At 64.1% G+C, this 24,360-nt stretch carries 27 protein-coding genes; 9 read left to right on the top strand and 18 right to left on the bottom strand.

What is annotated here, in order from left to right:
• Positions 1-42: 42 nt before the first annotated feature.
• Positions 43-1,143, top strand: coding sequence for a porin (locus AC0KWY_RS10895; RefSeq protein WP_474029672.1), 1,101 nt, complete (start codon positions 43-45; stop codon positions 1,141-1,143).
• A 419-nt stretch (positions 1,144-1,562) separates the two neighbouring features.
• Here AC0KWY_RS10895 and proB read toward each other — a convergent pair whose 3' ends face one another.
• The 6 genes from proB to rplU all read right to left on the bottom strand — a co-directional run bounded on the left by proB (position 1,563) and on the right by rplU (position 7,983).
• Complete coding sequence (gene proB / locus AC0KWY_RS10890) at positions 1,563-2,681, bottom strand: glutamate 5-kinase (protein WP_474029671.1); 1,119 nt, start codon at positions 2,679-2,681, stop codon at positions 1,563-1,565.
• Positions 2,678-3,751, bottom strand: a complete 1,074-nt coding sequence (gene cgtA / locus AC0KWY_RS10885) for an Obg family GTPase CgtA (RefSeq protein ID WP_474029670.1) — start codon at positions 3,749-3,751, stop codon at positions 2,678-2,680. The genes proB and cgtA overlap by 4 nt, the downstream gene beginning before the upstream one ends.
• The gene (locus AC0KWY_RS10880; protein ID WP_474029669.1) at positions 3,748-4,989 is read right to left on the bottom strand and encodes an EAL domain-containing protein; all 1,242 of its coding nucleotides are present in this window, start codon (positions 4,987-4,989) and stop codon (positions 3,748-3,750) included. Before AC0KWY_RS10880 ends, cgtA begins: the two co-directional genes overlap by 4 nt.
• 6 nt (positions 4,990-4,995) lie before the next feature.
• On the bottom strand, positions 4,996-7,008 hold the full coding sequence (locus tag AC0KWY_RS10875) for a hypothetical protein (protein ID WP_474029668.1): 2,013 nt from the start codon (positions 7,006-7,008) through the stop codon (positions 4,996-4,998).
• Positions 7,009-7,386: 378 nt separating this feature from the next.
• Entirely contained in the window at positions 7,387-7,650 is a 264-nt protein-coding gene (gene rpmA, locus AC0KWY_RS10870) for a 50S ribosomal protein L27 (RefSeq protein WP_076092045.1), read from the bottom strand.
• Between the two features lie 21 nt (positions 7,651-7,671).
• Positions 7,672-7,983, bottom strand: a complete 312-nt coding sequence (gene rplU, locus AC0KWY_RS10865; RefSeq protein ID WP_011289195.1) for a 50S ribosomal protein L21 — start codon at positions 7,981-7,983, stop codon at positions 7,672-7,674.
• Between the two features lie 126 nt (positions 7,984-8,109).
• Here rplU and AC0KWY_RS10860 point away from each other — a divergent pair, with 126 nt between their 5' ends.
• Entirely contained in the window at positions 8,110-8,454 is a 345-nt protein-coding gene (locus tag AC0KWY_RS10860) for an FKBP-type peptidyl-prolyl cis-trans isomerase (protein ID WP_028994363.1), read from the top strand.
• The gene (locus AC0KWY_RS10855; RefSeq protein ID WP_474029667.1) at positions 8,451-9,806 is read left to right on the top strand and encodes a pseudouridine synthase; all 1,356 of its coding nucleotides are present in this window, start codon (positions 8,451-8,453) and stop codon (positions 9,804-9,806) included. The genes AC0KWY_RS10860 and AC0KWY_RS10855 overlap by 4 nt, the downstream gene beginning before the upstream one ends.
• A 76-nt stretch (positions 9,807-9,882) precedes the next feature.
• On the opposite strand, the gene AC0KWY_RS10850 is transcribed toward AC0KWY_RS10855, so the two are convergent.
• The 7 genes from AC0KWY_RS10850 to AC0KWY_RS10820 all read right to left on the bottom strand — a co-directional run bounded on the left by AC0KWY_RS10850 (position 9,883) and on the right by AC0KWY_RS10820 (position 15,516).
• Positions 9,883-10,320 (bottom strand): MaoC family dehydratase, encoded by a 438-nt coding sequence (locus tag AC0KWY_RS10850; protein WP_374324396.1) that lies wholly within the window; start codon positions 10,318-10,320, stop codon positions 9,883-9,885.
• 52 nt (positions 10,321-10,372) lie between these two features.
• On the bottom strand, positions 10,373-11,572 hold the full coding sequence (locus AC0KWY_RS10845) for an ABC transporter permease (protein ID WP_474029666.1): 1,200 nt from the start codon (positions 11,570-11,572) through the stop codon (positions 10,373-10,375).
• A gap of 1 nt (position 11,573) precedes the next feature.
• Positions 11,574-12,782 carry an ABC transporter permease gene (locus tag AC0KWY_RS10840; RefSeq protein ID WP_474029665.1) on the bottom strand — a complete coding sequence of 403 codons (1,209 nt, stop codon included), beginning with the start codon at positions 12,780-12,782 and terminating at the stop codon, positions 11,574-11,576.
• Complete coding sequence (locus AC0KWY_RS10835) at positions 12,769-13,458, bottom strand: ABC transporter ATP-binding protein (protein ID WP_474029664.1); 690 nt, start codon at positions 13,456-13,458, stop codon at positions 12,769-12,771. Before AC0KWY_RS10835 ends, AC0KWY_RS10840 begins: the two co-directional genes overlap by 14 nt.
• Positions 13,459-14,595 carry an efflux RND transporter periplasmic adaptor subunit gene (locus AC0KWY_RS10830; RefSeq protein ID WP_474029663.1) on the bottom strand — a complete coding sequence of 379 codons (1,137 nt, stop codon included), beginning with the start codon at positions 14,593-14,595 and terminating at the stop codon, positions 13,459-13,461.
• 80 nt (positions 14,596-14,675) lie between these two features.
• Positions 14,676-14,984, bottom strand: a complete 309-nt coding sequence (locus AC0KWY_RS10825) for an EF-hand domain-containing protein (protein ID WP_474029662.1) — start codon at positions 14,982-14,984, stop codon at positions 14,676-14,678.
• Positions 14,985-14,994: 10 nt separating this feature from the next.
• Positions 14,995-15,516, bottom strand: coding sequence for a hypothetical protein (locus AC0KWY_RS10820; protein WP_474029661.1), 522 nt, complete (start codon positions 15,514-15,516; stop codon positions 14,995-14,997).
• A gap of 193 nt (positions 15,517-15,709) precedes the next feature.
• Between AC0KWY_RS10820 and ompR the strand changes: the two genes are divergently transcribed.
• Complete coding sequence (gene ompR / locus AC0KWY_RS10815) at positions 15,710-16,441, top strand: osmolarity response regulator transcription factor OmpR (protein ID WP_474029659.1); 732 nt, start codon at positions 15,710-15,712, stop codon at positions 16,439-16,441.
• 1 nt (position 16,442) lies between these two features.
• Positions 16,443-17,774, top strand: a complete 1,332-nt coding sequence (locus AC0KWY_RS10810) for an ATP-binding protein (RefSeq protein WP_474029658.1) — start codon at positions 16,443-16,445, stop codon at positions 17,772-17,774.
• Here the strand turns inward: AC0KWY_RS10810 and AC0KWY_RS10805 are convergent.
• Positions 17,767-18,354, bottom strand: coding sequence for a hypothetical protein (locus AC0KWY_RS10805; RefSeq protein WP_474029657.1), 588 nt, complete (start codon positions 18,352-18,354; stop codon positions 17,767-17,769). The two genes, AC0KWY_RS10810 and AC0KWY_RS10805, sit on opposite strands and share 8 nt — an antisense overlap.
• Positions 18,355-18,661: 307 nt before the next feature.
• Here AC0KWY_RS10805 and AC0KWY_RS10800 point away from each other — a divergent pair, with 307 nt between their 5' ends.
• Positions 18,662-19,024 carry a RidA family protein gene (locus tag AC0KWY_RS10800; protein WP_474029656.1) on the top strand — a complete coding sequence of 121 codons (363 nt, stop codon included), beginning with the start codon at positions 18,662-18,664 and terminating at the stop codon, positions 19,022-19,024.
• Here AC0KWY_RS10800 and AC0KWY_RS10795 read toward each other — a convergent pair.
• Complete coding sequence (locus AC0KWY_RS10795; RefSeq protein ID WP_474029655.1) at positions 19,015-19,332, bottom strand: hypothetical protein; 318 nt, start codon at positions 19,330-19,332, stop codon at positions 19,015-19,017. The two genes, AC0KWY_RS10800 and AC0KWY_RS10795, sit on opposite strands and share 10 nt — an antisense overlap.
• A 92-nt stretch (positions 19,333-19,424) precedes the next feature.
• On the opposite strand from AC0KWY_RS10795, the gene AC0KWY_RS10790 reads away from it, so the two are divergent.
• Positions 19,425-20,111, top strand: coding sequence for a DUF3334 family protein (locus AC0KWY_RS10790; RefSeq protein ID WP_474029654.1), 687 nt, complete (start codon positions 19,425-19,427; stop codon positions 20,109-20,111).
• Positions 20,112-20,120: 9 nt separating this feature from the next.
• Here AC0KWY_RS10790 and AC0KWY_RS10785 read toward each other — a convergent pair whose 3' ends face one another.
• Entirely contained in the window at positions 20,121-20,831 is a 711-nt protein-coding gene (locus AC0KWY_RS10785; protein WP_474029653.1) for a peptidoglycan DD-metalloendopeptidase family protein, read from the bottom strand.
• A 272-nt stretch (positions 20,832-21,103) separates the two neighbouring features.
• On the opposite strand from AC0KWY_RS10785, the gene paaX reads away from it, so the two are divergent.
• Entirely contained in the window at positions 21,104-22,048 is a 945-nt protein-coding gene (gene paaX, locus AC0KWY_RS10780; RefSeq protein WP_474029652.1) for a phenylacetic acid degradation operon negative regulatory protein PaaX, read from the top strand.
• 5 nt (positions 22,049-22,053) lie between these two features.
• Here the strand turns inward: paaX and AC0KWY_RS10775 are convergent, their stop codons facing one another.
• A complete protein-coding gene (locus AC0KWY_RS10775) occupies positions 22,054-22,677 on the bottom strand; it encodes a phenylacetic acid degradation protein PaaY (RefSeq protein WP_474029651.1) in 624 nt (207 codons plus the stop codon).
• Between the two features lie 64 nt (positions 22,678-22,741).
• Here AC0KWY_RS10775 and AC0KWY_RS10770 point away from each other — a divergent pair, with 64 nt between their 5' ends.
• A complete protein-coding gene (locus AC0KWY_RS10770; RefSeq protein WP_474029650.1) occupies positions 22,742-23,542 on the top strand; it encodes an IclR family transcriptional regulator in 801 nt (266 codons plus the stop codon).
• A gap of 25 nt (positions 23,543-23,567) precedes the next feature.
• Here the strand turns inward: AC0KWY_RS10770 and AC0KWY_RS10765 are convergent, their stop codons facing one another.
• Positions 23,568-24,350: an enoyl-CoA hydratase/isomerase family protein gene (locus tag AC0KWY_RS10765; RefSeq protein ID WP_474029649.1), complete on the bottom strand. Its 783-nt coding sequence runs from the start codon at positions 24,348-24,350 to the stop codon at positions 23,568-23,570.
• Positions 24,351-24,360 lie beyond the last annotated feature (10 nt).

Raw genomic sequence — 24,360 nt, 5'->3', positions numbered from 1 at the left:
GCAAGGGGGCGGCCAAAAACTAACCACTAAGGAGATTTTCTGATGCAAAAGAAGATTATCGCTCTGGCCGTCGCCGGCCTGGCTTCCACCGCTGCTTTCGCGCAGTCCAACGTTCAGATCTACGGTGTTGTTGACGTCGGTTTTTCCCGCTCTTCCAGTTCCGATAGGCTGGGCTTGGAATCCCGCTCTGGCCTCGATAGTGGCTTGCAATCCGGTTCGCGCATTGGCTTCCGTGGTACCGAGGACCTGGGCAACGGCCTGAAGGTTTCCTTCGTTCTGGAGCAGTCCCTGGTGAACGACATCGAATCGGATGCGAAGAACGACAAGGGTACTGGCATGTTCGGCAACACCAGCCGCCAAGCCTTCCTGGCTCTGTCCAGTGCCTATGGTACCCTCGCCGCTGGTCGTCAATACACCCCGCAATACGGCCTGGTTTCCAAGGTTGATCCGTTCGGTGCGGGTACCGTTGGTGATGTGACCTACGGTAAGGGCGTTTACGGCATGGGTGTTGCTATTGCCCCGACGACCATCCGTCTGGACAATCTGCTGGCTTACGTTTCGCCGACCTTCGGTGGCGGCTTCAACGTCATCGCTGGTTACACCGCCAACGGCATCGGCGACGAAACCGCGGTTGACGATAACGACGCTAAGGTTTGGGCGATTAACCCGAACTACTCGAACGGCCCGCTGTTCGTCGGTTTGAACTACCATCAAGCCAAGGTTGAGAACCTCAACTATAAGGACAAAGTCTGGGATCTGGGTGGTTCTTATGACTTTGGTGTTGTCAAGCTCTCCGGTGTTTACGGTCAGTTGAAGAACGACCTGTTCGATTCCAAGACCAAGCAGTGGATGGTTGGCGCGACTGTGCCGGTCGGCGCCGCTGGTAACGTTCTGGTTTCTTACTCGCGCAACAAGACCGATGCGACTGGTATTGATGCCAAGGCTTCTAAGTGGGCTATCGGTTACACCCATTCTCTGTCGAAGCGCACCAACCTGTACGCAGCCTACGCTAAGATCAGCACCAATAACGACGCTGAAGGTCAGTTCTCGGTTCGTGGTGCCAACTTTACCCCGTTCCCGTTTACCAATTCTACCGCCGACTACCTGTCCGGCCTGAACCTCGGTATCCGTCACCAGTTCTAATCCAGTCTAACTGGTTTTTAGTGACGATCGAAACGGCCACTCTTCGGAGTGGCCGTTTTTCTTGGTGTGCCCGGCGGGGCGCACTTACTTGGAGGTGAAAGTCCTCTGCTCGTCCGGCAAGGGGAAGAGTTAGTTGAACGGTAAGGGTATCGTGGGTAACTGCGAATCTGGAGGAAGCCGAAGGCGAAGCGCTGGCCTGACGAACAGGAGGCGGATATGAGGCGACACAGCTAGGTAAGGCGGCCGAACATCGTCAAGGCCCGAAACTTGCACGGGGCGCTCTGTGGTGTAGATTCGACAGGTATAAGCGTGAAGGTGGGTGCGTCATATCCGGGGAGATCCTCACGGGTGCTTTGGGCTCCTGGCATCGAGCGCAGGGCAGGCGGCGTGCAATTTCCCTCGTTCGGGATTGGTCTGGATCAGGAAATGATCAGATTGTCGCGGTGGATCATTTCCGGCTCGTCGAGGTAGCCGAGGATGCTTTCGATGTCGGCGGTGGCCTTGCGGGCGATCAGGCGGGCTTCGCCGCTGCCGTAGTTGGCTAGGCCGCGGGCGACTTCGTGGCCGTCCGGGGCGATGCAGGCGACGGCGGCACCGCGTTCGAATTCGCCGTCGATGGCGACGATGCCGACTGGCAGCAGACTCTTTCCTGATTTGAGCGCCTGGACTGCGCCGGCGTCGAGCATGAGACGGCCGGCCAGTTGCAGGTGGTCGGCCAGCCATTGCTTGCGCGCGGCCAGCGGCGGCGTCTGCGCCACGAGCAGGGTGCCTAGCGTTTCGCCGGCGGTCAGGCGCAGGATCGGGTCGGTTTCGTGGCCGCTGGCGATCACGGTGTCGGCGCCGCTGCGGGCGGCTCGCTTGGCGGCGATGACTTTGGTGATCATGCCGCCGGTGCCGACGCGGCTGCCGGCGCCGCCGGCCATCGCTTCCAGTGCCGGGTCGCCGGCGCTGGCCTCTTGGATCAGCGTCGCCGCCGGGTCCTTGCGCGGGTCGGCGGTGTATAGGCCCTGCTGATCGGTGAGGATGATCAGGGTGTCGGCTTCGAGCAGGTTGGCGACCAGGGCGCCCAGCGTGTCGTTGTCGCCGAACTTGATCTCGTCGGTGATCACCGTGTCGTTCTCGTTGATGATCGGGATCACGCCGAGGCCAAGCAGGGTATGCAGCGTGGTGCGGGCGTTCAGGTAGCGTTTGCGGTCGGCGAGGTCGTCGTGGGTGAGCAGGATTTGCGCGGTGTGCAGCCCGTACTTGCTGAACGCGGCTTCGTAGACTTCGACCAGACCGGCCTGGCCGACGGCGGCGGCGGCCTGCTTTTCATGCACGGTCTTCGGCCGGCGGCCCCAGCCCAGGCGCTGGACGCCGCAGGCGACGGCGCCGGAGGAAACGAGGATGACCTCGCGTCCCTGTTCGCGCAGCGCGGCGATCTGCCGCGCCCAGCTGTCGATGGCGGCGAGGTCGAGGCCGTTGCCGTTGCTGGTGACGAGCGCCGAGCCGACCTTGACGACCAGGCGTTTGGCGGAAGCGAGGCGGCTGCGGCTCATTGTTCCTCGGCGGGCGTGTCTTCGTCGTCGTCGGCGATTTCCGGGCGGGCCATCTGTTCGAGGGCTTCCTGGATCGCGTAGATCAGCGGCTTGGTGCCGTCGCCGGTGATGGCAGTGATCGGGAACACCGGGCCGTCGTACTTGGTCGCCTTCTTGTAGGCCTTGAGGAAATCCTTGACCGCCTTTTCGCGGTCTTCCTCGGGAATCAGGTCGAGCTTGTTGAGGACCAGCCAGCGCGGCTTGTCGGCCAGCGCCGGGTCGTGCTTGAGGAGTTCGCCGACGATGGCCTTGGCGTCCTTGACCGGGTCGGCATCGGGATCGATCGGTGCGATGTTGACCAGGTGCAGCAGGATGCGCGTGCGCTGCAGGTGCTTGAGGAAGCGGATGCCGAGGCCGGCGCCGTCGGCGGCGCCTTCGATCAGTCCGGGCACGTCGGCCATGACGAAGCTCTTCTCGGCACCGACGCGGACCACACCGAGATTCGGATGCAGCGTCGTGAACGGGTAGTCGGCAACCTTCGGCCGGGCCGACGAGACGGCGCGGATCAGCGTGCTCTTGCCGGCGTTGGGCAGGCCGAGCAGGCCGACGTCGGCGAGCACGCGCAATTCGAGGCTGACCTCGAATTCCTCGCCCGGCTCGCCCTTGGTGCATTGGCGCGGGGCGCGGTTGGTCGAGGACTTGAAATGGGTGTTGCCGAGGCCGCCTTTGCCGCCCTTGGCGAGCATGACCTTCTTGTCGTGCACGTCGAGGTCGGCCAGCACTTCGCCGGTGTTCAGGTCGGAAATTACCGTGCCGACCGGCATGCGCAGCACGATGTCCTCGCCGCCCTTGCCGTAGCAGTCGGCGCTGCCGCCGTTCTCGCCGCGTTGGCCGAGGAACTTGCGGGTGTAGCGGTAATCGACCAGGGTGTTGATGTTGCGGTCGGCGACCACGTACACGCTGCCGCCCTTGCCGCCATCACCGCCGTTGGGGCCGCCCATTGGAATGTACTTCTCGCGGCGGAAAGTGGCGATGCCGTTGCCGCCGTCGCCAGCTTTAACGTAGATCTTCGCTTCGTCGATGAATTTCATAGCATAGCGTCGAGAGGTTTGGGCTCATTGTTGTACATGAAACCTTGGATGTATACGCGATACGGGAATGCGTCACTACTATTTTCCCCATTAAGTGCGCTAAGAATGCTACGCAAGTGTTTGTCAATGTTCTCGGTGCCTTCAAAACAAAGATCGAAATTACAAGACCTAGCTAGTAGTACAAAATGTGGAAGCATGTTTAGAGAAGCATCTACGTTATTGTTCGACGGTAAGAAGCTGCGGTTGACTTTGAGTAAGCTGCGGCGTTCTGGATGTTTTGTTTGGAAATGGCGTAAGCGGTCAAAGTTAGAATTGGCGGTGCCAAAATCGTCAATGGCAAAACAGAACCCCTCTGCGATCATTTCCGCAATTGCTTTGCCCCCGCTCTCCGTAAGGTTGCCGCCTTCAACTATTTCAATTTGAATTAAGTCGCGCATGCTAGGTGGGATTTGTGCGCTTAGCTCCTGCTTCCAAGCGTGGTTGCAATACTCTGGATAAATATTGACAGCGAAATTGGTTATATTATTTTTTGATAGTCCTGCAATCCTAGTCAAGCTTGTGATTAATTGCCTGTCGAAAGCTAATTGCAAATTGCGGTCATGTTTTACAGCTTCAAGCCAAGTCGTGATTGCGACAGTTTCGTTTTCTCCTGGGCCTGTATGTAGTCGGGATAGAATTTCAACACTACTGCTTGTCGGGGTTTCTGAAGGAATTACGAAAAGGCCCTGCTCGTTTCGCTGTAATTCAAATTTGCGTTGGGCGTATAGTCGGAAACGAGGAAATGAGCTAGGTGAAGTTGGTGTAATGGCATTTTTTAGCGTTGTCGCGTCATAGGGAGTTTTTGGCGCGGAGAGATTTACTCCATGCAGTGGAACGGCGGCTGAAGTACCCCGCAATGCACGGTATAGTGCTTCTTGAGCGATTTCAATAGCTTCGGTAGGGGTTTTTCTAGGCTGGCCGATAGCATAAACGATTTGTTCAAATTGATGTAAATGTCTTGTTTTGTCGGCGATTGCTGTTTCGATCTTGCTGGTGGAGTCTATTAAGGTGCTGGCTTGTTCAATTTGATATCGCAGCACTAATAATGAATGGGCGTGATTTGGTCGAGAAAAATATGCTTTGATAGCAAGAGTGCTCACCTGCAAATCGCGAGATAGCCGTTTCCGGTCTTCGCAAGGTAAATTCATTGGCAACGCGATTAGGACAACCAAGTGTTGGGGATAAGCTTCTGTTGACATAGGGCGTTACTGTCCTTCGAAGTAATCGACAACTGAGTGCAATGCGTTAATTCGTTCGCTGAGGGATGGGGTTTCTTTGCGTTGCTTGGCGAGTAGCTGATGAACCCCAAAACGTCCTGTGGCGTTTGTTGAGCTTGATTTGGGTAGGATGCTAAGCATTGCGGTTAAAGTCGGTAGTAGGCGAAGTGTAGCGCGGTTTAATTGCCAGCGACCCGGGTAGTCAGGATATTGGGGCTCCATGACCGCAATATATTCTTGGGGGACTCCCGCAGAGATTAATGCTTTTAGGTATCCATCAAAATGGTGATGAACTTTAGAGAGCAGTTCATCGTGTGCTTGCCCCGCAAGCTGAGGCAGTGTGTTACATTGAAGTTCTTCATCTTCTAGATTGCAGATGTATATACAAAAGGTCCGCAGGTGGTAATCGAGCAAGCTGTTTTTTCTTAGGCGAGGTTCCAATACCTGTAGTTGCGGTGCCCAAGTTGACCAAATTGATTCGACGTAATCTGGAAAATTCGCCCCGTAGGGGTACAGAAAATCTATCCAGTGCGTCGTGATCTCGTTGGTATCAATATTGATCCGACGTTCGATCTCGTCATCAGTGATGCCTAGGTAATCTGCATATTGTCTTGCAGTTTGTTTTATCTTGGGTTCAAGATCACGGGTAAGAATTCCGGCAGTAAAAATGTGCGCTATCTCATGTGAAAGAGTATTCCAGTTGCCTTCAGGTGATATCGGGTCGAGTAGGGCTTGATAGGGGACGAGAATAATTCCATACGGGAGAGCGGCAAAGCCATGGCGATCAGAAGCTAGAACCACCCCGTTCCAAGGTCGAAAACGATCTTTTAGGCTGATCGGTAGCGAGTTATGAATGTCTTGGTAAAAATGCTGCGCAGTTTTGTCGAGGGCGTGTAATGGAAGGAAGGCGCCCAGCGATAGTCCGGAGCGCCGAAGGTCTGTGTCTAGGGAAATGTCGGTACGTTTTACTCGGCGCTGTATCAGTGCGTCGCGAAGCACATCCAGCAAGTTTGCTGCACGCTTTTTCTCGAGAGAGCTGAGACTCTTGCGCACGTCCTCTGTGATAGTTTGGATCGTCTTATTCAGGCGGCACAGAAAGGCTGGTGACACATCACGATAATCATTTTCTTGTTGGCGAAGTAACTGAGTAAGCTTTTGTATATACAGAGGTTCGTCGATATCTTTTGTGCTGATGGTTATTTGATCCCCTTGGCGTGGCTTCTGGGGAGATGGTTGGAAATTGTATTCGAAGATCAAACTGGTGCGAGTGCTGGCGCCGAGGCATTGAATTTGATTGATTTTGAACAATAATTGATGGAAATCAATTTCATCAAGGCAAACCAGAATATCCTCGTCTCCCGTTAGTGATGATGTCGATTTATTCCACTCGTTGCGGATGTATTGATCCAGAGATCCTTGATTGTTTAATGGGGTATTAATACGAATTTGCGCACTAACAGTGAATTCCCCAACCGACTGTTCACTGGGAATGCCGAAAGGTACCGTAGTGGTGCGAAATATTATTGGGTGGCTTTGGCAAGCGTTGAAGAGGCTTGTTAGCGCTTCTTGAAGAGGTTGCTGGGAAAGGTCGGCAAGTATATAAAGTGCATTTAGACTAAGGCTGCCAAAAAAAAGACACCGAAGGTTGCTAGGTAGAGCGGAGGACAATTTGCCAGCAATGTCTTGCTGTAGTGTTTTTGGATTGCAGGGTGAGCGGTCTTCGCCTAGATCGAGTCTAAATAACAATCCGGCGTTGGATTGCATATCCAGCCAGCGATCAATGTCTGGAGAGGTGTGCCCTGTTTCTAGAAGAAATACTAGCTCCAAGAGGTCGGGGGGGGGGCGATGCTGTTGTAAGGTTTGGTCGAAGTCAGCGCGGTGCACGCTGAAATAGTCATACTCGCCGATGACTAGATACTTAACGTTGTCGTCAGGGGATGTGGCTTCAGCATGGCGGCGTGCTCGGAAAAAATCGAATTGGTAGAGATTTGAGTGGGCCATGGTGGGATAGCAAAAGGTAAATAAAAAGGCCGCGCAATGAACGCGGCCTCATGTGTCGTTTGCTAACAGACTATCTGTTGCAAGCGGACTGAATCATGTGCTTCTTCAGATCCAGTTGAACCGAGGACATTAGCATGGAGTGCTGAAGGTCGTTCGGCGCTTCGCCGAGAGTGGCGACATCGTAATGACTACCTGACTTGGCGCCAGATATTCGGGATCCCAAGCACTCAAATTCCGAGTGAGGAACCCAAGCATCCAAGGCATCTTTGAGGGAGCTCAAGATTAACCCCGTTTCATGAGTATGGCGTATTTAACCGCATTAGCCAGAATTTGCCAATATGTTTTTGGCAAGTTCTGGTGTGTGCGAAAACGTTACGTTTATTCGGCAGCCGGAACGATGGTGACCGTGCGGCGCTTCTTTTCGCCCTTGATGGCGAACTGGATGGTGCCATCCTTGAGCGCGAACAGGGTGTGGTCCTTGCCCATGCCGACGTTTTCACCGGCGTGGAATTCGGTACCGCGCTGGCGAACGATGATGTTGCCGGCGAGAACGAACTGACCGCCGTAGCGCTTGACGCCGAGTCGTTGTGCCTGTGAGTCGCGGCCGTTACGCGAACTGCCGCCTGCCTTTTTGTGTGCCATTTGCTAGCTCCTTCTCTGAACTCAGGCAGCGATCGTGTCGATGCGCAGTTCGGTGTAGTTCTGACGATGGCCCTGACGCTTCTGGTAGTGCTTGCGACGGCGCATCTTGAAGATCTTGACCTTGTCGTGGCGGCCGTGGGAAACCACGGTGCACTTGACGGTGGCGCCAGCAAGGAAGGGGGCGCCGATCTTTACCGACTCGCCTTCGCCTACCATGAGGATCTGGTCAAGGGTAACTTCTGCGCCAACGTCTGCCGGTATCTGTTCTACTTTGAGTTTTTGGCCAGCGGAAACGCGATACTGCTTGCCGCCGGTTTTTATGACCGCATACATGGGTTGGACTCCGGGAATGAACTAAGGGTACTACGAAGAACCGCGCATTATACGCAGAAGTTTATGAAAGTCAAAGGCTTTCAAGGGGTTGTGCTAGAATTGCCGCCTTTCGCAAAGGAGCATCTCATGGCTGAAATCACCACGGCCTCCGGCCTGATCTACGAAGACACCGTCGAAGGCAGCGGCGCCGTCGCCGCCGCCGGCGCTTTCGTCACCGTGCACTACACCGGTTGGCTGACCGATGGCAGCAAGTTCGATTCGAGCAAGGACCGCAACGATCCCTTCCAGTTCCCGCTCGGCCAGGGGCATGTCATCAAGGGCTGGGACGAAGGGGTCCAGGGCATGAAGATCGGCGGTACCCGCAAGCTGACCATCCCGGCGCATCTCGGCTATGGCGCCCGCGGCGCCGGCGGCGTCATCCCGCCGAACGCAACGCTGGTCTTCGAGGTCGAACTCCTCGACCTGCAATGACCCAGGCCGACGATCCCTGGGCCAAGTGGCGCAAGCCGGCAGACGACGCTGCGGTCGACCGCAAGCCGTCTGCCGTAGTTGCGCCGATAGACACTCCCAAGCCAGTCAAAACGCAGCCGGCCGCTGCGCCGGAGACGCCGGTAGCGGCAAGTGCCCCGGCAAAACCCGCGGCGCCGGTCGAGCCACAGGATACCGCTACACCGACCCCGCCGTCGGGGACGCTCGGTGTGCTCAAGACGCCAGGCAGTGAAACCACCGGCCGCAAGCGCCCGGTACGGGGAGGTGCGCTCGCCCGCAAGCCGCGCGAGACGCCGGCTGCGCAGCCGCGGCAACGCGAGGGCGCTCGTCCGGAAGGCGGGCGTCCGGCTGCCGTCAAACCGCGCCAGGAACGCCAGGGCGGGGAGTGGCAGGAGAAGCGCCGGCCGGATGGGGGGCGCCAGGAAAAATTCGGGCAAGGCAGGGACGGGCAGAACCGGGATCGCCGCCCGGCCGGGGAGAATCCCTGGGCCCGCAAGCCAGCCAGCGAGGTGTCGCGCGGCAACGCCGGTGCGCGTCCGCCGCGGCCAGAGCGTGCCGAGCGGCCCGCCAGCCCGCCGCCAGCGGTCGTTGCCAGTGGTGAAGCACCGAGCGGCGTCCGCCTGTCCAAGGTGATGTCCGAGCGCGGTCTTTGTTCGCGGCGCGAGGCCGACCTCTGGATCGAGCGCGGCTGGGTTTTCGTCGACGGTGAGCAGGTCAGCGAACTCGGTTCGCGGATCGAACCCGACGCGCGCATCGAAATCTCGACCGAGGCGAAGAAGGACCAGGCCAAGGCGGTGACGATCCTGCTGCACAAGCCGGTCGGCTACGTTTCCGGGCAGCCGGAACCGGGCTGCACGCCGGCGGTGACGCTGATCACCGCGGAAAATCAGATACCGCAGTCGGGCGGGCCCGAGTTCAAGCCGTGGATGTTGCGCGGCCTGGCGCCGGCCGGCCGGCTCGACGTCGATTCGACCGGCCTCCTCGTGCTGACCAGCGACGGTCGCGTTGCCAAACGCCTGATCGGCGAGGACAGCGAGGCGGAAAAGGAATACCTGGTGCGCGTTTCCGGAGAGATGATCAAGGGCGGCCTCGAGCTGCTCCGGCACGGTCTGGAACTCGACGGCAAGCCCTTGAAGCCGGCCTGGGTCAAGCAATTGAACGAGGACCAGCTGCACTTCATTCTCAAGGAAGGCAAGAAGCGGCAGATCCGCCGCATGTGCGAGCTGGTCGGGCTGAAGGTGATCGGCCTCAAGCGTGTGCGCATCGGCCGCATCCGCCTGGGTGACCTGCCCATGGGACAGTGGCGCTTCCTGCGCGACGACGAGGCATTCTGACGCTGCCGTGACGCAACGCCCATGAAAAAACGCCGGCCGGGTCGCCCCGCCGGCGTTTTTCATGGGTGTAAGGGTCTCAGGCCGTACCGGTCGGAGCGGCGGCGCGGACCGGCGGCATCATCACGCATTCGCCCTCGATCACCGTCTTGCCGGCGACCGTGCACACGGTGTCGAGCGTGACGCGGTTCTTCGCGGTATTGACTTCCTTGACCGTCACCGTCGCCGTGACGGTGTCGCCCGGGCGCACCGGCGCCTTGAACTTGAGCGTCTGCGACAGGTAGATGGTGCCCGGTCCGGGCAGCTTGTTGGCGAGCACCGCCGAAATGAAGCCGGCCGACAGCATGCCGTGCGCGATACGGCCGCCGAACATCGTGCCCTTGGCGTATTCCTCGTCGAGGTGAGCCGGGTTGACGTCGGTCGAGATGCCGGCGAAGAGAATGATGTCGGCTTCGGTGACGGTCTTGGCGGTGCTGGCGGACATGCCGGGTTCGAGTTGGTCGATGTGATACGACATTGCTGGGCTCCTGTCAGGTTGTTATTGGGTTGGGAAGCTGAACTCTAGCACGTCATTCTGTCCGTAATGCTGCGACCGGGTCGAGGCGCGCCGCGTTGCGCGCCGGCAGGACGCCGGCCAGCAGTCCGATGGCGATGGCGATGCCTTCGGCGAGCATCACGAAGCTGAGCGGCGTATGCACTGGCAGCGCCGGCAGCGCGAAATGGATCGCCTGGGCGAGCCCGAAACCGAGTGCCAGGCCGAGCGCGCCGCCGAGCGCCGACAGTGCCACCGCCTCGCCGAGGAAAAGGCCGAGAATGGTCCGCCGCGAGGCGCCGAGGGCGACCAGCAGGCCAATTTCCGAGGTCCGCTCGCTGACCGCGATGGTCATGATGGTGACGATGCCGACGCCGCCGACCAGCAGCGAAATACCGCCCAACGCGCCGACCGCCAGCGTCAGCACATTGAGGATGCTGGACAGCGTCTTCAGCATCTCCTCCTGGGTGACGATGGTGAAGTCCTCGCGACCGTGGCGCTCGATCAACTGGCGACGGATACGCTCGGCAACCAGCGCTGCCGGCACGCCTTCGGCGGCGGCCAGGTTGATCTCGTCGCAGCCTTCACGGTTGAACAGCTCCTGGGCGCGGCCGGCGGGGATGAAGGCGGTGTCGTCGAGGTCGATGCCGAGGAACTGCCCCTTCGGCGCCATCACGCCGACCACCCGGAAATGCAGGCCGCCGATGCGCAGGCGCTGGCCGAGCGGGTTGGCGGCGCCGAACAGCTCCTCCTTCAGCTTGCTGCCGAGGACGACGAAGGCGCGCGCGTTGGCCGGGTCCTCGTCGGGCAGGAACTGGCCGCTGCGCATGGTCGACCGGAAGACGATGCGCGAATCGGCATTGACGCCGTAGATCAGCGTCCGCCGCGTGCGCCCGTTGCCCTCGACCTCGGCGTTGCCGCGCACGTTGGGCGTTACCGCGACGACCTGCGGCAGGCGTTCGAGCGACTTCGCATCGTCCAGCGACAGCGGTCGGGCGCTCGACGGCAGGCCGGACGGCGCGCCGCCAGTCTTCGTTTTGCCCGGGGCGACGGTGATCACGTTGGTGCCGAACTGGGTGAATTCGCCGAGCACGTAGCGGTGGATACCTTCGCCGATCGAAGTGAGGAGGATCACCGAGGCGATGCCGACGGCGATGCCGAGCAGGGTCAGGAAGCTGCGCAGGCGCTGCGCGGTGACGGCGCGGCTGGCCAGCGAGATGGCGTCGGAAAGCCGCATGTCAGTGCTTCATCAGCGCCTGCACCGGATCGAGCCGGGCAGCGCGGCGGGCCGGCAGGAAACCGAAGAGGAGGCCGGTGGACAGCGCGGTGAGCAGGCCGGCGATCACCGCCCAGTCCGGCGGATAGGCCGGAAACACCGGGAACAACTGGCGCAGCGCAAAGGCGCCGGCTTCGCCGAGGCCGTAGCCGACCAGGGCGCCGCTCGCCGACAGCATCGCCGCTTCGGTCAGGAAGGCCAGGCGGATGGTGCGCGCCGGTGCGCCGAGCGCCTTCAACAGGCCGATCTCGCCGGTACGCTGGGTGACGGCAACGAGCATCACGTTCATCACCAGGATGCCGGCCACCGCCAGGCTGATCGCGGCGATCCCGGCGACCGCCAGGGTCAGCGCGCCGAGCAGCTTGTCGAAGGTGGCGAGCACCGCGTCCTGGGTGATCACGGTGACGTCCTCCTCGCCGCGATGACGCTGCTTGAGGAGTTCCAGAACCTGCGTGCTGGCGGCGGGAATCGCCTCGCGGCTGCGCGCCTCGACCAGGATGCGGAACAGCGTGTTGGAGTTGAACATCGCCTGCGCCAGCGCGACCGGCACGACGACCAGTTCGTCGGTGTTCATGCCCAGTCCCTGGCCGGTCGGGCGCAGGATGCCGATCACCCGCAGCCGGCGGTCGCCGACGCGGACCAGGCGGCCGAGTGCCGGCTCGCGGCCGAACAATTCTTCCTGCACCTTGGCGCCGATCACCGCCACCGGCGCGGCGCGCTGCCAGTCGTCGTCGGGCAGCGCCTCGCCCTGGGCCAGTTCGAAATTGCGGATGGCGAAGAAATCGCGGTTGGCGCCGGCCACCATCACTTCGCGCAGGCGCCCGCCGGCGCTGATTTCCGAGGTGCCGACGGCGAGCGGGCCGACCCGGCGCACGGCCGGCGCACGCAGCAGCGCCTGGGCGTCGGCGATGGTCAGGTCGCGCGGCGTGCTGGTGATCGCGGTGGCCGGGTTGAAGCCGCCGGTGCCGGTACGGCCGGGCAGGACGATGACCAGGTTGGTGCCGAGCGACGAGAACTGGCCGACGACGTAGCGCCGCGCGCCGTCACCGAGCGCGGTGAGCAGCACGACGGCTGCGACGCCGATGGCCATGGCCAGCACCGACAGCGTCGTGCGCAGCGGGTAGCCGGCGGCCGCGTCGCGCGCGAAGCGCAGGATGTCAGCCGGGCGCACCGGCGCTGTCCGATTGCAGGCGGCCGTCTTCCATCACCAGCCGGCGGCGGGCGCGCTCGCCCATGCCGGGGTCGTGGGTGACGACGATCAGCGTGACGCCGCGCGCGTTGAGCGCTTCGAGCAGATTGACGACGTCTTCGCCGGTATGGCGGTCGAGGTTGCCGGTCGGCTCGTCGGCGAGGATCAGCGGCGGCTGCATGATCGTCGCCCGGGCGATGGCGACGCGCTGGCGCTGGCCGCCGGAGAGCTGGTCCGGCTTGTGGTCGGCGCGCTGGTCGAGGCCGAAATCCTTGAGTGCCGTCGTCACCCGTCGCGCCCGCTCGGCCGGGGCGATGCCGGCCAGCATCATCGGCAGCGCGATGTTCTCGGCGGCAGTCAGCCGCGGCACCAGGTGAAAACTCTGGAAAACGAAACCGATGCGCGTGCTCCTCACCTTCGCCTGCTCGTCGGCGCTCAATGTTGTCACGTCGCGGCCTTCCAGTCGGTAGTGGCCGATGTCGGGGCGGTCGAGCAGGCCGAGCAGGTTGAGCAGCGTCGATTTGCCGGAGCCGGACGGGCCCATCACGGCGACGTACTCGCCGGCGTCGATCGTCAGGTCGATGCCGGCCAGCGCCCGCACCGTGGTGTCGCCGAGCTGGAAGCGGCGCTCGATGCCGGCGAGTTCGATCAGCGCCATCTATTTCGCCGCGCTGTCGGCGACCGCCTTGACCCCGGCCTTGACGCCGGCCCGCTCGAGCGAGGTGACGATCTGCTCGCCCGCCTGCAGACCGTCGAGTACCTCGGCGTATTCCCAGTTCGACAGGCCGGTCTTCACCGGCCGCGCTTCGAGTACGCCGTCCTTCAGCACCAGCACCTGGCCGCCCTCCTGGAGCGCGGCGGTCGGGATGCGCAGCACGTTGTCGCGGCCGGCGAGGATGATCTCGACGTCGGCGCTGTAGCCGACCAGCAGCTTGCCGGCCTGTTCCGGTTTCTCGAAATCGACCTCGATGTTGACCGTGCGCGCCTGCTTCTCGACCGCCGAGACGTAGGGCGCGACGCGCCGCACCTTGCCCGGCAGCGACTGCCCGGGGAGCGCGTCGAGGGTGATGCGCACCGGCTGGCCGGCGGCGATCTTCGGCGCGTCGACCTCGTCCATCGGCGCCTTGACGTAGAGGCAGGAATCGTCGATCAGGTCGATTGCCGGCGGCGTCGGCACGCCCGGCGGCGACGGCGTCGAGTATTCGCCGAGTTCGCCGACGATCTTGGCGACGGTGCCGGCAAACGGCGCGTAGAGCGAAACGCGGCCCTGCTCGACGCGCGTCGCCTTCAGTTTGGCTTCGGCCTGGGCGACGTCGGCCTTGCTGGTGTTGCAGGCGGCGCGGCGCACCGCCGCCTCGGTGCGGGCGGCTTCTTCCTTGCTCGGCGAGACGAAGCCGCGGGCGCGCAGGTCGGCCTGACGCTTCGCTTCGTTCTCGGCGTTGCCGGCGGCGATGCAGGCCTCGTCGCTGCGCCGCGCGGCGAGCGCGATCTGCGCCTGGGCCAGCGCGCTTTGCGCCTGCTGGTCGTCGTTCCACAGCTTCATCAGCAACTGCCCCTTCTCGACCCGGTCGCCTTCCTTGACCCCGAGGTACTCGATGCGGCCGCCCATGATCGTCGACAGCTTGGTGCGCTGGCAGGCTTCGACCGTGCCGGCGCGGGTGTTGGCGAGCGTCGCCTCAACCTTGCCGCGGCCGACTTCATGGACGACGACGGCAAGCGGCTGCGGACGGGTGAGGGCGAAGAGGGCGGTGCCGAGCAGGACGATGACGACGAGAGCGATGACGAGGCGACGCATGGCAGGCCGATCGGTGGCGGATTCAGTGTGTGATGGTCCCGTGAACCCGCCCCAAGATCAAGGCGCTGGCCGGGCAAAAGTCAGGACCCCGCAGCGCCCCGTCGTTCGGCAAGCTGTTCAGCGGCGAAGCGGCGCAGTTCGTCCTCGCTGACGTAGCCCTTGACGGTGCTGTCGATCCGGGCGAAGTTCTCGTATACGCGGGGCATCTTGCCTTTCGCTTCGTCGCGCGTCAGGCGGCCGTCGCCGTTGGCATCGGCCTGCCGGAAACGTTCGGCGAGCTTGGCGCCGGCTCGTTCGCGGAACTGTTCGCGCTTGCCGTCGTTGACTTGCGCCAGGACGGGTGCGGCGAGCAGGGCGAGCAGCAGGGTGGCAGCGATTCCGGATTTCATGGCGTTTTCCTCAGCGGCAGGGAATGGCGGCGCCGGCAGCGTCGGTGCAACTGCCGCTATGGACGACGCCGGTTTCCTTGCTGTAGCTGGTGCTGCCGTTGTAGGTATTGCCGGCGGCGCCGGTAGCCGTCGTCGTCCGCGACTGGGTGATCTCGCCGTCGGCGCTGCGCGTCGCGCTGCCCTGGCTGCTGATGCTGCCGTTAGCATTGCTCGCCTGGAAGCCGCTGCGATGGTTCAGGCTGCCGTCGGCGGCGCGTGTCGTTTCGCCGGCGCGGGCGCCGCTGCCGCCGTTCGGGCCGCGGAAGGCGCCGCCGCTGACCAGGCGGCCGTTGCCCTGGCCATCGCCGGTGATGGCGCGACCGCGGGCGAAGCCGCCGCCGTTCGGGCCATGGCGGACGGCACCGACGGCGGCACCGTCATGGCCGCGGACGGCGAGGCGGCCGCCGGCTTCGGCAGGGGTTGCGGCGAGCGCGGCAAGCAGGGCGCCGGTGGCGCAGGCGAGGGCGAACAGGGGGCGGGAAACGTGGTGCATGATGATCTCCTTGGCTGATGGGGCCGCGGGCTTGCGGCATGGCTGTCATTCTGGGCGGCAGTCGTTTGCCGCCGATGTCGACGACGGGGGGGTTTGTCACAGTTCATGTCGGCCGCCGGCCGTTGACATGGTTTGACATCGATTGCCGGGGCGGCGGGCTGACGGCGCGGCGGCGGGCTGCGACAATGCCGCCATGTCAGCCGCCCCGGAAACCATTTCGCTCCTCATCCTCGATGACGAAGCCGAGTTGCGCGCCCTGCTGCAGCGCTATCTTGGCGAGCAGGGGCTGCGCGTGCGCGCCATCGGCGAACCGGCGCAGCTCGACCGCCTGCTGACGCGCGAGCGTTTCGACCTCCTCATCCTCGACCTGATGCTGCCCGGCGAGGACGGTCTCAGCATCTGCCGGCGCCTGCGCGCGGCCGGCGAGACGATCCCGATCATCATGCTGACCGCGAAAGGCGACCCGGTGGACCGCATCATCGGCCTTGAAATGGGCGCCGACGACTATCTCGCCAAGCCGTTCACCGCGCGCGAACTGCTCGCCCGCATCCAGGCCCTGCTGCGCCGCCAGCGGATGACGCTGGGCGGCACCGCGCGCCCGGCCGACGAAGTGCTGCGTTTCGGCCGCTGCGAACTGAACGCGGCAACGCGCAGCCTGTTGCGCGACGGCCAGCCGGTTGACCTGGGCAGCACCGAATTTGCGCTGTTGCGGGCGCTGGCCGCCAACGCCGGTCGGCCGCTCGGGCGCGAGCGCCTGCTCGAACTGGCGCACGGTCGCGAGCATGTCGCGCTCGATCGCAGCATCGACGTCCAGGTGATGCGCCTGCGCAAGGCGATCGAGGACGATCCGGCGCAGCCGCGCCATATCCGCACGGTGTGGGGCGTCGGCTACGTCTTCGTCGCCGATCCCGGGGCGGCGGACTGAGATGCGCTGGCTGCCGCGCTCGCTGTTCCGCCAGAACCTGCTGCTGCTGGTCGCCCTGATCCTGCTCGGGCAGTTGATCAGCGCGCTGGTTTTCATCTTCGCCGTGCAGCAGCCGCGTGCCGTCCGCCTCGCCGGGCTGGCCGCGCAGCAGGTGCTGGCCCTGCAGCAGGCGGCGGCGCGACTGGAAGACGGGCCGCGCCAGGCCTTCCTGGCGGCGATGAACGTCGGCGACGAATTCCGCGTCCTGCCGGCCGCTGCGCTGCCGCTCGACCGCACCGAATTCGCCGGCTTCGATGAGCCGGATTCGGTCGCCGTGCGCGGCTTCCTGCGTCGTCTGCGCGTCGCGCTCGGCGAGCGGGCGCAGATCGTCCGTTGGCAGGCGAGCGACCGCAGCATCTGGGTCGGCATCCTGATCGGCGACGACCCCTACTGGGTGACCCTGCGCGGCGGCCAGTTGCTGCCGGTGGCGCCCTGGCTGTTCCTCGGCCTGTCGGCGGCGGCGACGCTGCTGGCGATTTTCGGCGCGGTCGGCATCTCGCGCCGTATCAACCGGCCGCTCGCCCGCCTGGTCGAAGCGGCGCAGGTCATGGGCAAGGGCGAGCGACCGCCGCGCCTGGCCGACGACGGGCCGCAGGAAATCGCCACCGTCGCCGCCAGCTTCAACCAGCTCGCCGACGATCTCGCCGCCCTCGACCGCGAGCGCGCGGTGATGCTGGCCGGCGTCTCGCACGACCTGCGCACGCCGCTGACCAAGCTGCGCCTGGCGCTGGATATTTCGGAGACCAGGCTGGAGCCGGCGCTGTTCGCGCAGATGGGGCGGCAGATCGACGAGATCGACGGCCTGCTCGACCAGTTCCTCGCCTTCGCCCGCATCGGCGACGACGAGGAGCCGCGCCGCTGCGCCATCGACCCGCTGGTCAGCGCGGTAGCGGCGGCCTTCGTCGCCGACGGCATGGCGCTGCACCTTCAAGCAGGCGCCGGCGTCAGCCTGCTGCTCCGCGAAAAGGCGATCCGCCGGTTGCTGGTCAACCTGCTCGACAACGCGCGCAAGTACGGCGGTGGCGAGGTTGCACTGGTCACCCGCGTCGACGGCGGCTGGTGCCGGATCGAGGTCTGCGACGACGGGCCGGGCGTCGCCCCGCAGGATGTCGAGCGCCTGCTGCAGCCTTTCGTGCGCGCCGACGCGGCGCGTGCCGGCAAGCCGGGAACCGGTCTCGGCCTGGCCATCGTCCGCCGTATCGTCGATCTGCACGGCGGTACGCTCGAACTCCTGGCGCGTGGCGACGGCAAACCCGGCCTGCGGGTCAGCGTCGCGCTGCCGCTGACTACCTGAAACCGGGCAGCCAGCCCGATTGTTCGTGGCCCCAAACGGGTTCCAGCGCGCCCTGAAACAACGCTTCGATCACCGGCGGATCCTGCCACGGCTCATCCATGAAGGTGAGGCCGATTTCCTCGACGGTGCGGCCTGACCAGTAATGTTCGGCAACCTCGTCGAGGGCGGCGAGCGACAGGCTGTGCGGCAGGCGCAGGTAATCGAGCCAGCTCGCATCGTGGAAGGAACACAGATAGGCGCCCTTGGTCCGCGAACACGACAGGTTCTTGCCGAACACGCGGTCGGGGTGCTTGAAGCGGTAGGTCATCGCGTCGGTGCGCGTGGCGAACTGCAGCAGCGCGTGCAGGCGGCTCGGGAAGTGGCCGTAGCGGCGCTGGCGGAAATACTCGAGATGGTATTCGGCGAAATAGTTCTGTACCGACAGCAACTGGTCGCCGGCACTCGGCGCGCCGCCTTCCGGCGCCGACAGGGTGGCGCCGAAGGGGCTGCCGCGCAGGATGTCCCAGCCCGGCAACTCGGCCCCGGGGTCGAGCCAGCAGAAGAGTTCCAGCGTGGCGGTATCCTTGATCAGGTTTTCCATATCCCGGTCGGGCGGCAGCGAATCGCATGATTATGACCGATCGCGCAGCGAAAATAACTACTTGGTTTTTTCCGCCGAAGTGGTAATCTGGGCTCGTGTCGGGTGTGCAGCAAGCCGGGCATGCAGTGGCAGTCGATGCTGCGTTGCAGGAGATTCTATGGACGTTGTCACAGGAAGTTTTTCTTGAGATTGCCGTGTAGTACTCCAGATCCGGCGTAATGCCGATTGCCCCAGCCGCCGTGCCGGGGTTGCTGTAAACCGAAGCCCATGCCAGTCGCGCGTGGGCTTCCTGCTTTTGGGGATCGCTTTGTCCACTACTCTCATTCAGCGCCACGGCACCTGCCAGCGTTATTCCGACAGCGTCGTCCATGCCGGCACCGTCTATCTGGTCGAAATTGCCGCCGACACCACGCTCGATGCCGCCGGCCAGGCCGCTTCCATGCTGGCCGGTGTCGACCGCCTGCTGGCGCAGGCCGGCAGCGATCGCCGCCACTTGTTGATGGCCACTCTCTACCTCGCCGACATGGCCGATTACGACGCGGTCAACGCGGTCTGGGACGCCTGGCTGCCGGTAGGCTGCGCGCCGACACGGGCCTGTGTGCAGGCGCGACTGGCCAAGCCGGAATACCGGGTCGAGATCGCGCTGACCGCGGCTGTCGCTCAGGGCTGAACGTCGGCGTCGCAGTCGCAGCCGCTGCCGGCAGAAATCCAGCGGGCGGCGAGGCGGGAGGCGAGCGGTGCCAGGGCGGCGGGAAGGGCGGGGAAATGCTCGGCCGGCGCGCGCAGCAGGCCGCAGTGGTAGCGCGTCTCGGCGGCCGACCAGCGCAGCGCCGGGCAGGGACCGCCCCGTTGCAGGAAGCGCAGGCGGCCGAGCGGGCAGGTCTCGAGCGCGCAGCAGACGCCGCAGCCGGTGCACGGTTCGCCCGGCGCCGGCTTGGCCGGGGCGTCGGCATGCAGTTCGATGACGGTGTGGCGCATGGGTGGATCATGCGTTGTCCGGGCAATGCCGCGCAAGCCCGGCAGCAGCGGCTGCGCTATAGTCAACCCTTCAATCCACAGCCTTGCCGATCATGAACGTAAAAATCTCGCCCGTCGTCTTCGGTACCGAAGACATCCTGCGCAGCCTGTGCAATTCGGTGACCGACGTACTCAACGTCGCCACCTGCAGCCAGGTCCGCTATTCCGGCATGGTCCAGCGCATCACCAAGACCTGCCTGAAACCCGATATCGGCTGTTTCGTGCTGTTCGACGGCGGCTTCACCGGGCTGGTCGTGCTCAATTTTTCGGCCGCGGCGGCGATGGAAATCTACGAGGGCTACCTGCTCAGCATGGGGATGGCGCGCGACGACCTGGCGACATCGCATACCTCGGACGAGGTGAGCAACGTGATGGGCGAGCTGATGAACCAGATCGTCGGCAACTTCACCGGCAAGATCGGCCGCGAGCTGCAGACCCACATCACCCAGAACCAGCCGAAGATGCTGGTTCTCAACAAGCAGGTCATCCTCAGCGTCGATACCAACCTCGACCGCCCGGAAGCGCGCCGCGTCACCTTCTACACCGCGCGCAACAACATCTTCTACCTCGAGCTGGCGATCGACCACACCGAGTTCATCCAGATCAACGAGTTCGATGCCCAGGAAATTCCCGATCCGGATGCCCTGATCGCCGAAGCCGGCGCGGCATCGGCGGCCAGTCCGGCGCCGGAGTCCGGGGGCAGCGAGCACGACGAACTGCTGCGCTCGCTCGGCATGTAGGCTGCCCGCTCAGGGGCGCTCGAGAAACAGCGCCGGGTCGACCGGCGTCGCGTTGAGGATCACCGTCCAGTGCAGGTGCGGGCCGGTGGCGCGACCGCTGGCGCCGACCGCGCCCAGCCGCTGGCCGCGGTCGACGCGCTGGCCGACGGCGACATCGATGCGCGACAGGTGCATGTAGGCGCTGATCAATCCCTGGCCATGGTCGAGGAAGACGGTGTTGCCGTTGAAGAAATAATTCCCGGTGTCCACCACCCTGCCGACCGCTGGCGCCAGCACCGGAGTGCCGGCGGGGGCGGCGAAATCGAGGCCGTTGTGCGGCAGGCGCGCTTCGCCGTTGAAGAAGCGGCGCAGACCGAAGCGCGACGACAGGCGGCCCCGGCTTGGCCGGGCGAAGTCGCTGTCCGGCGCGGCGGCGCTGAAAGTGGCCTTGATCACCGCCGTGTGCGCCTGTTCGCGCTCGATGCGGCGCAGATCCTCGGGCGTCGGTTCGACCTGACGCCGGTTGCGCAGGCGCAGGCGTTGCTCGCCGTATGTCCAGGGGGCGACGGCGATTTCCCGCTGCGCCGCGGTGGACGGCGTTTCGACGCGGATGCTCAGGGTGCCCGGCGGCGTGTCGAGCGGAATGCCGAGCAGCGCGTGCCAGCGCCCATCTTCGGCGACCACCGCCAGCGGCTGCTCGTTCAGGAAGGCGCGCGGCGCCGCTTGCTCGCTGCTGCCCAAGTCAACGACGGCAACGCCGCCGGGAACCGGCCGATGTTCCGGCAGTGCTGCCTGCAGTGGCGGGCTGCTGAGGATAAAAGCAATACAGATTAATTTTTCGATTGATAAAAGTTGTGTCACGTCTCTGCTCTGTTCTGGGGTTTCGGCGGCCGGTTTTTTGCCCGGATTCTGAAAAAGTCATTTGGAATGATGGGCATGGATCGGTTAAGATGGGCAATTCCCAATCCAGTTCCGGCTTTTTTTCGCCGCTACTTTGACAGGATTATGATTCTGTGGGCAATGCCATTCAACAAAGGCTGACCGAATTCCGGCAAAAACGTCGCGTCCAGGCCGGTTCGCTGATCATCACCGCTTTCGGTGACGCCGTCCTGCCGCGCGGCGGCAAGATCTGGCTGGGCAGCCTGATCCGCCTGCTCGAACCGCTCGACCTCAATGAGCGGCTGATCCGCACTTCGGTCTTCCGGCTGGTCAAGGAAGAGTGGCTGCGCACCGAAACCCTCGGCCGCCGCGCCGATTACGCGCTCACTGCGGCCGGCCGCCGGCGCTTCGCGGAAGCGGCCCGCCACATCTACGCGTCGCGGGCGCCGCTCTGGGATCGGCGCTGGCGCCTGATCCTGGTGGTCGGCGAACTGCCGCCGAAGGAGCGCGAGCAGGTGCGCAATGCCTTGCTCTGGCAGGGCTTCGGCGTGCTCGGTGGCGAGTGCTTCGTGCACCCCGGGGCGGAATTGTCTACCGTGCTCGACGCGCTGCTCGCCGAAGGCCTGGCCGACGCGCTCGGCGCGCTGCTGCCGCTGTTCGCTGCCGATGCCCGCTCGGCGGCGTCGGCCAGCGACGCCGATCTGGTGGCTCGGGCCTGGAATCTCGACGCCTTGTCCGGTGCCTACGGCCACTTCGTCGATCGTTACCAGCCGGTGCTCGACGAACTGCAGCGCGATGCTTCGCTCGATCTGGCCGATCAGGATGCCTTCCTGCTCCGCCTGCTGTTGATCCACGATTACCGGCGCATGCTGCTGCGCGACCCGGAACTGCCGGAAGTGCTGCTGCCGGCACAGTGGCCGGGGCAGCAGGCGCGTCTCCTGTGCAAGGAAATCTACAAGCGCCTGGAAGCCGCCTCGTCGCGTCACCTAGATGCCATGCTGTGCGTTGCCGACGGCAGTGTGCCGGGCGAGGACGGCACGCTGGCCCGTCGCTTCAGCCAGGACGATCCGCTCGCCTGATGGCCTCAGTCGGCGCGCTCGCGCTGCTTCAAGCTCACCAGCGGCACCACATCGGGCATTTCGATGCGTTTGCGGTCGGCTTCGACGGCGCTCAGCGGCGTGGTTTCGATGAGCGTCGCCAGGCTGCGCCGGGCGAGGTCCTGATAGGTCTTCGTGCCCTCGACCTTCCAGGCGATTTCCTCGTCGCGCAGCGGGCGTACGACCCGGCCCGGGACGCCGGCGACCAGCACGCCGTCCGGCACCTGTTCGCCGGCCTTGATGAAGGACGAGGCGGCGACGATGCTGTTGGCGCCGATGGCGGCGTTGTCCATGATCACCGCGTTCATGCCGACCAGCGCGTTGCGCCCGATGCGGCAGCCGTGCAGGACGGCGCCGTGGCCGATGTGGCCGTCCTCCTCGACCACCGTGTCGGTGCCGGGAAAACCGTGCATGACGCAGGTGTCCTGCAGGTTGGCGCCACGTTCCAGGATCAGGCGGCCGAAGTCGCCGCGCAGGCAGGCGCAGGGGCCGACGTAGCAGCCGGGGCCGACGATCACGTCGCCGATCAGGACGGCGCTCGGATGGACGTAGGCGGTCGGATCGACGACCGGCGTGATGCCGTCGATGGCATAGACGCGTAGGGATGTCATGAAAGATGCTCGCTCGGTTCGGAATGCTTTATTATAGAACTCATTTTGATATGAGGAATTTTCGATGAGCGACGAAATCGACAGCCGGCACGGCGTGCAGTCGCTGGAAATCGGCATGAGCATCCTGCGGGCGATGGTCAACGGCCAGCGCTCGATGATGCTCAAGGACATCGCGGCGGCGGCCGACATGCCGCCGTCGAAGGCGCATCGCTACCTGGTCAGCCTGATCCGCGCCGGCCTGGTCGAGCAGGACCCGATGAGTTCGCGCTACGACCTCGGGCCGTTCGCGCTCAACGTCGGCCTCGTCGCGCTCGACCGCCTTGACCGGGTGCGCCTCGGCCTCAACGTCATCGCCGACCTGCGCGACGAGATCAACCAGACGACGGCGCTCGCCGTCTGGGGCGACAAGGGGCCGGTGGTGGTGCGCTGGGAGCGGCCGCGGCGGCCGATCACGGTCAATGTCATCACCGGTACCGTGCTCGACCTGCTGTCGTCGGCGACCGGTCGCATCTTTGCCGCCTGGATGCCGCGCAAGGTTGTTGCACCGCTGCTCGCCGCCGAACTGAAGGCTGCCGACCTGCCGCCGGAACTGCGCAGCAAGACCGCCGTCGAGACCTTGCTGGCCGGTATCCGTGCCCAAGGCTTCGCGTCGACCGAGGGTTTTCACCGCGTGCGCGGCGTTGCCGCGGTGGCGGCGCCGGTGTTCAACTTCCGCAACGAAATCACCATGGCCCTGGTGGCGGTTGGCGTTCAGGGCATGTTCGACATGAGCGCCGATGGCGAATTGGTGCAGCGCGTGCGCCATCACGCGGCGGCCTTGTCGCTGCGCCTGGGCGCCACCGGCGAGCCGAAAATCCCGCAATAACGAAGCTTTTCGGCGCACGGCGGGTTCAGGCGAGCCAGGCTGGCGGCCGCTTGTCGAGGAAAGCGGCGATGCCGTCGCGCGCCTCGGCGGTCGCCCGCTGGCGGGCGATGCGGCCTGCCGTTTCCTCGCCCAGCGCAGCGTCGATCGGGCGCCCGGCGACGGCAGCGATCAGTTCCTTGGCGGCGTTCTGGGCGAGCGGCCCGCCCTGCAGCAGGCTGGCAGTCAGCCGGTCGATGGCGGCGTCGAGTGCCTCGGGGGCGACCACCTCGCCGACCAGACCAATCGCCAATGCGCGTTCGGCGCTGATCTTCTCGCCGCTCTGAAAATAACGCAGCGCGTGGCGCGGGCCGATGGCGCGCAGCACGTAGGGGCTGATCACCGCCGGGATGATCCCGAACTTCACTTCCGAGGTCGAGAAGCTGGCGTCGCTGGCGGCAATCGCCATGTCGCAGGCGGCGGTCAGGCCGGTGCCGCCACCCAGGGCGGCGCCCTGGACGCGGGCGACGGTCGGCTTGCGCAGGCTGTCCAGGGTATGCAGCATGGCGGCGAAGTTGCGGGCGTCGGCGAGATTCTGCTCGGCGCCGAACTGCGCCGCCCGTTTCATCCAGTTGAGGTCGGCGCCGGCCGAGAAATGCCGGCCGCGGCCGCCGAGGACGACGATGCGCACGCCGGCATCGGCCTCCAGCTCGCGGCAGGCAGCGGCCAGTTCGGCGATCAGCGTCTCGTCGAAGGCGTTGAAGACGGCCGGACGGTTCATCCAGATCGTCGCCACCGGCCCTTTGTGTTCGATTTCCAGGGTGTCGTACATGGCGAACTCC

Source organism: Azonexus sp. MM2026_4, assembly GCF_055901855.1.
The sequence above is the reverse complement of the archived record's forward strand: the minus strand, read 5'-3'. Positions and strand labels throughout refer to the sequence as shown.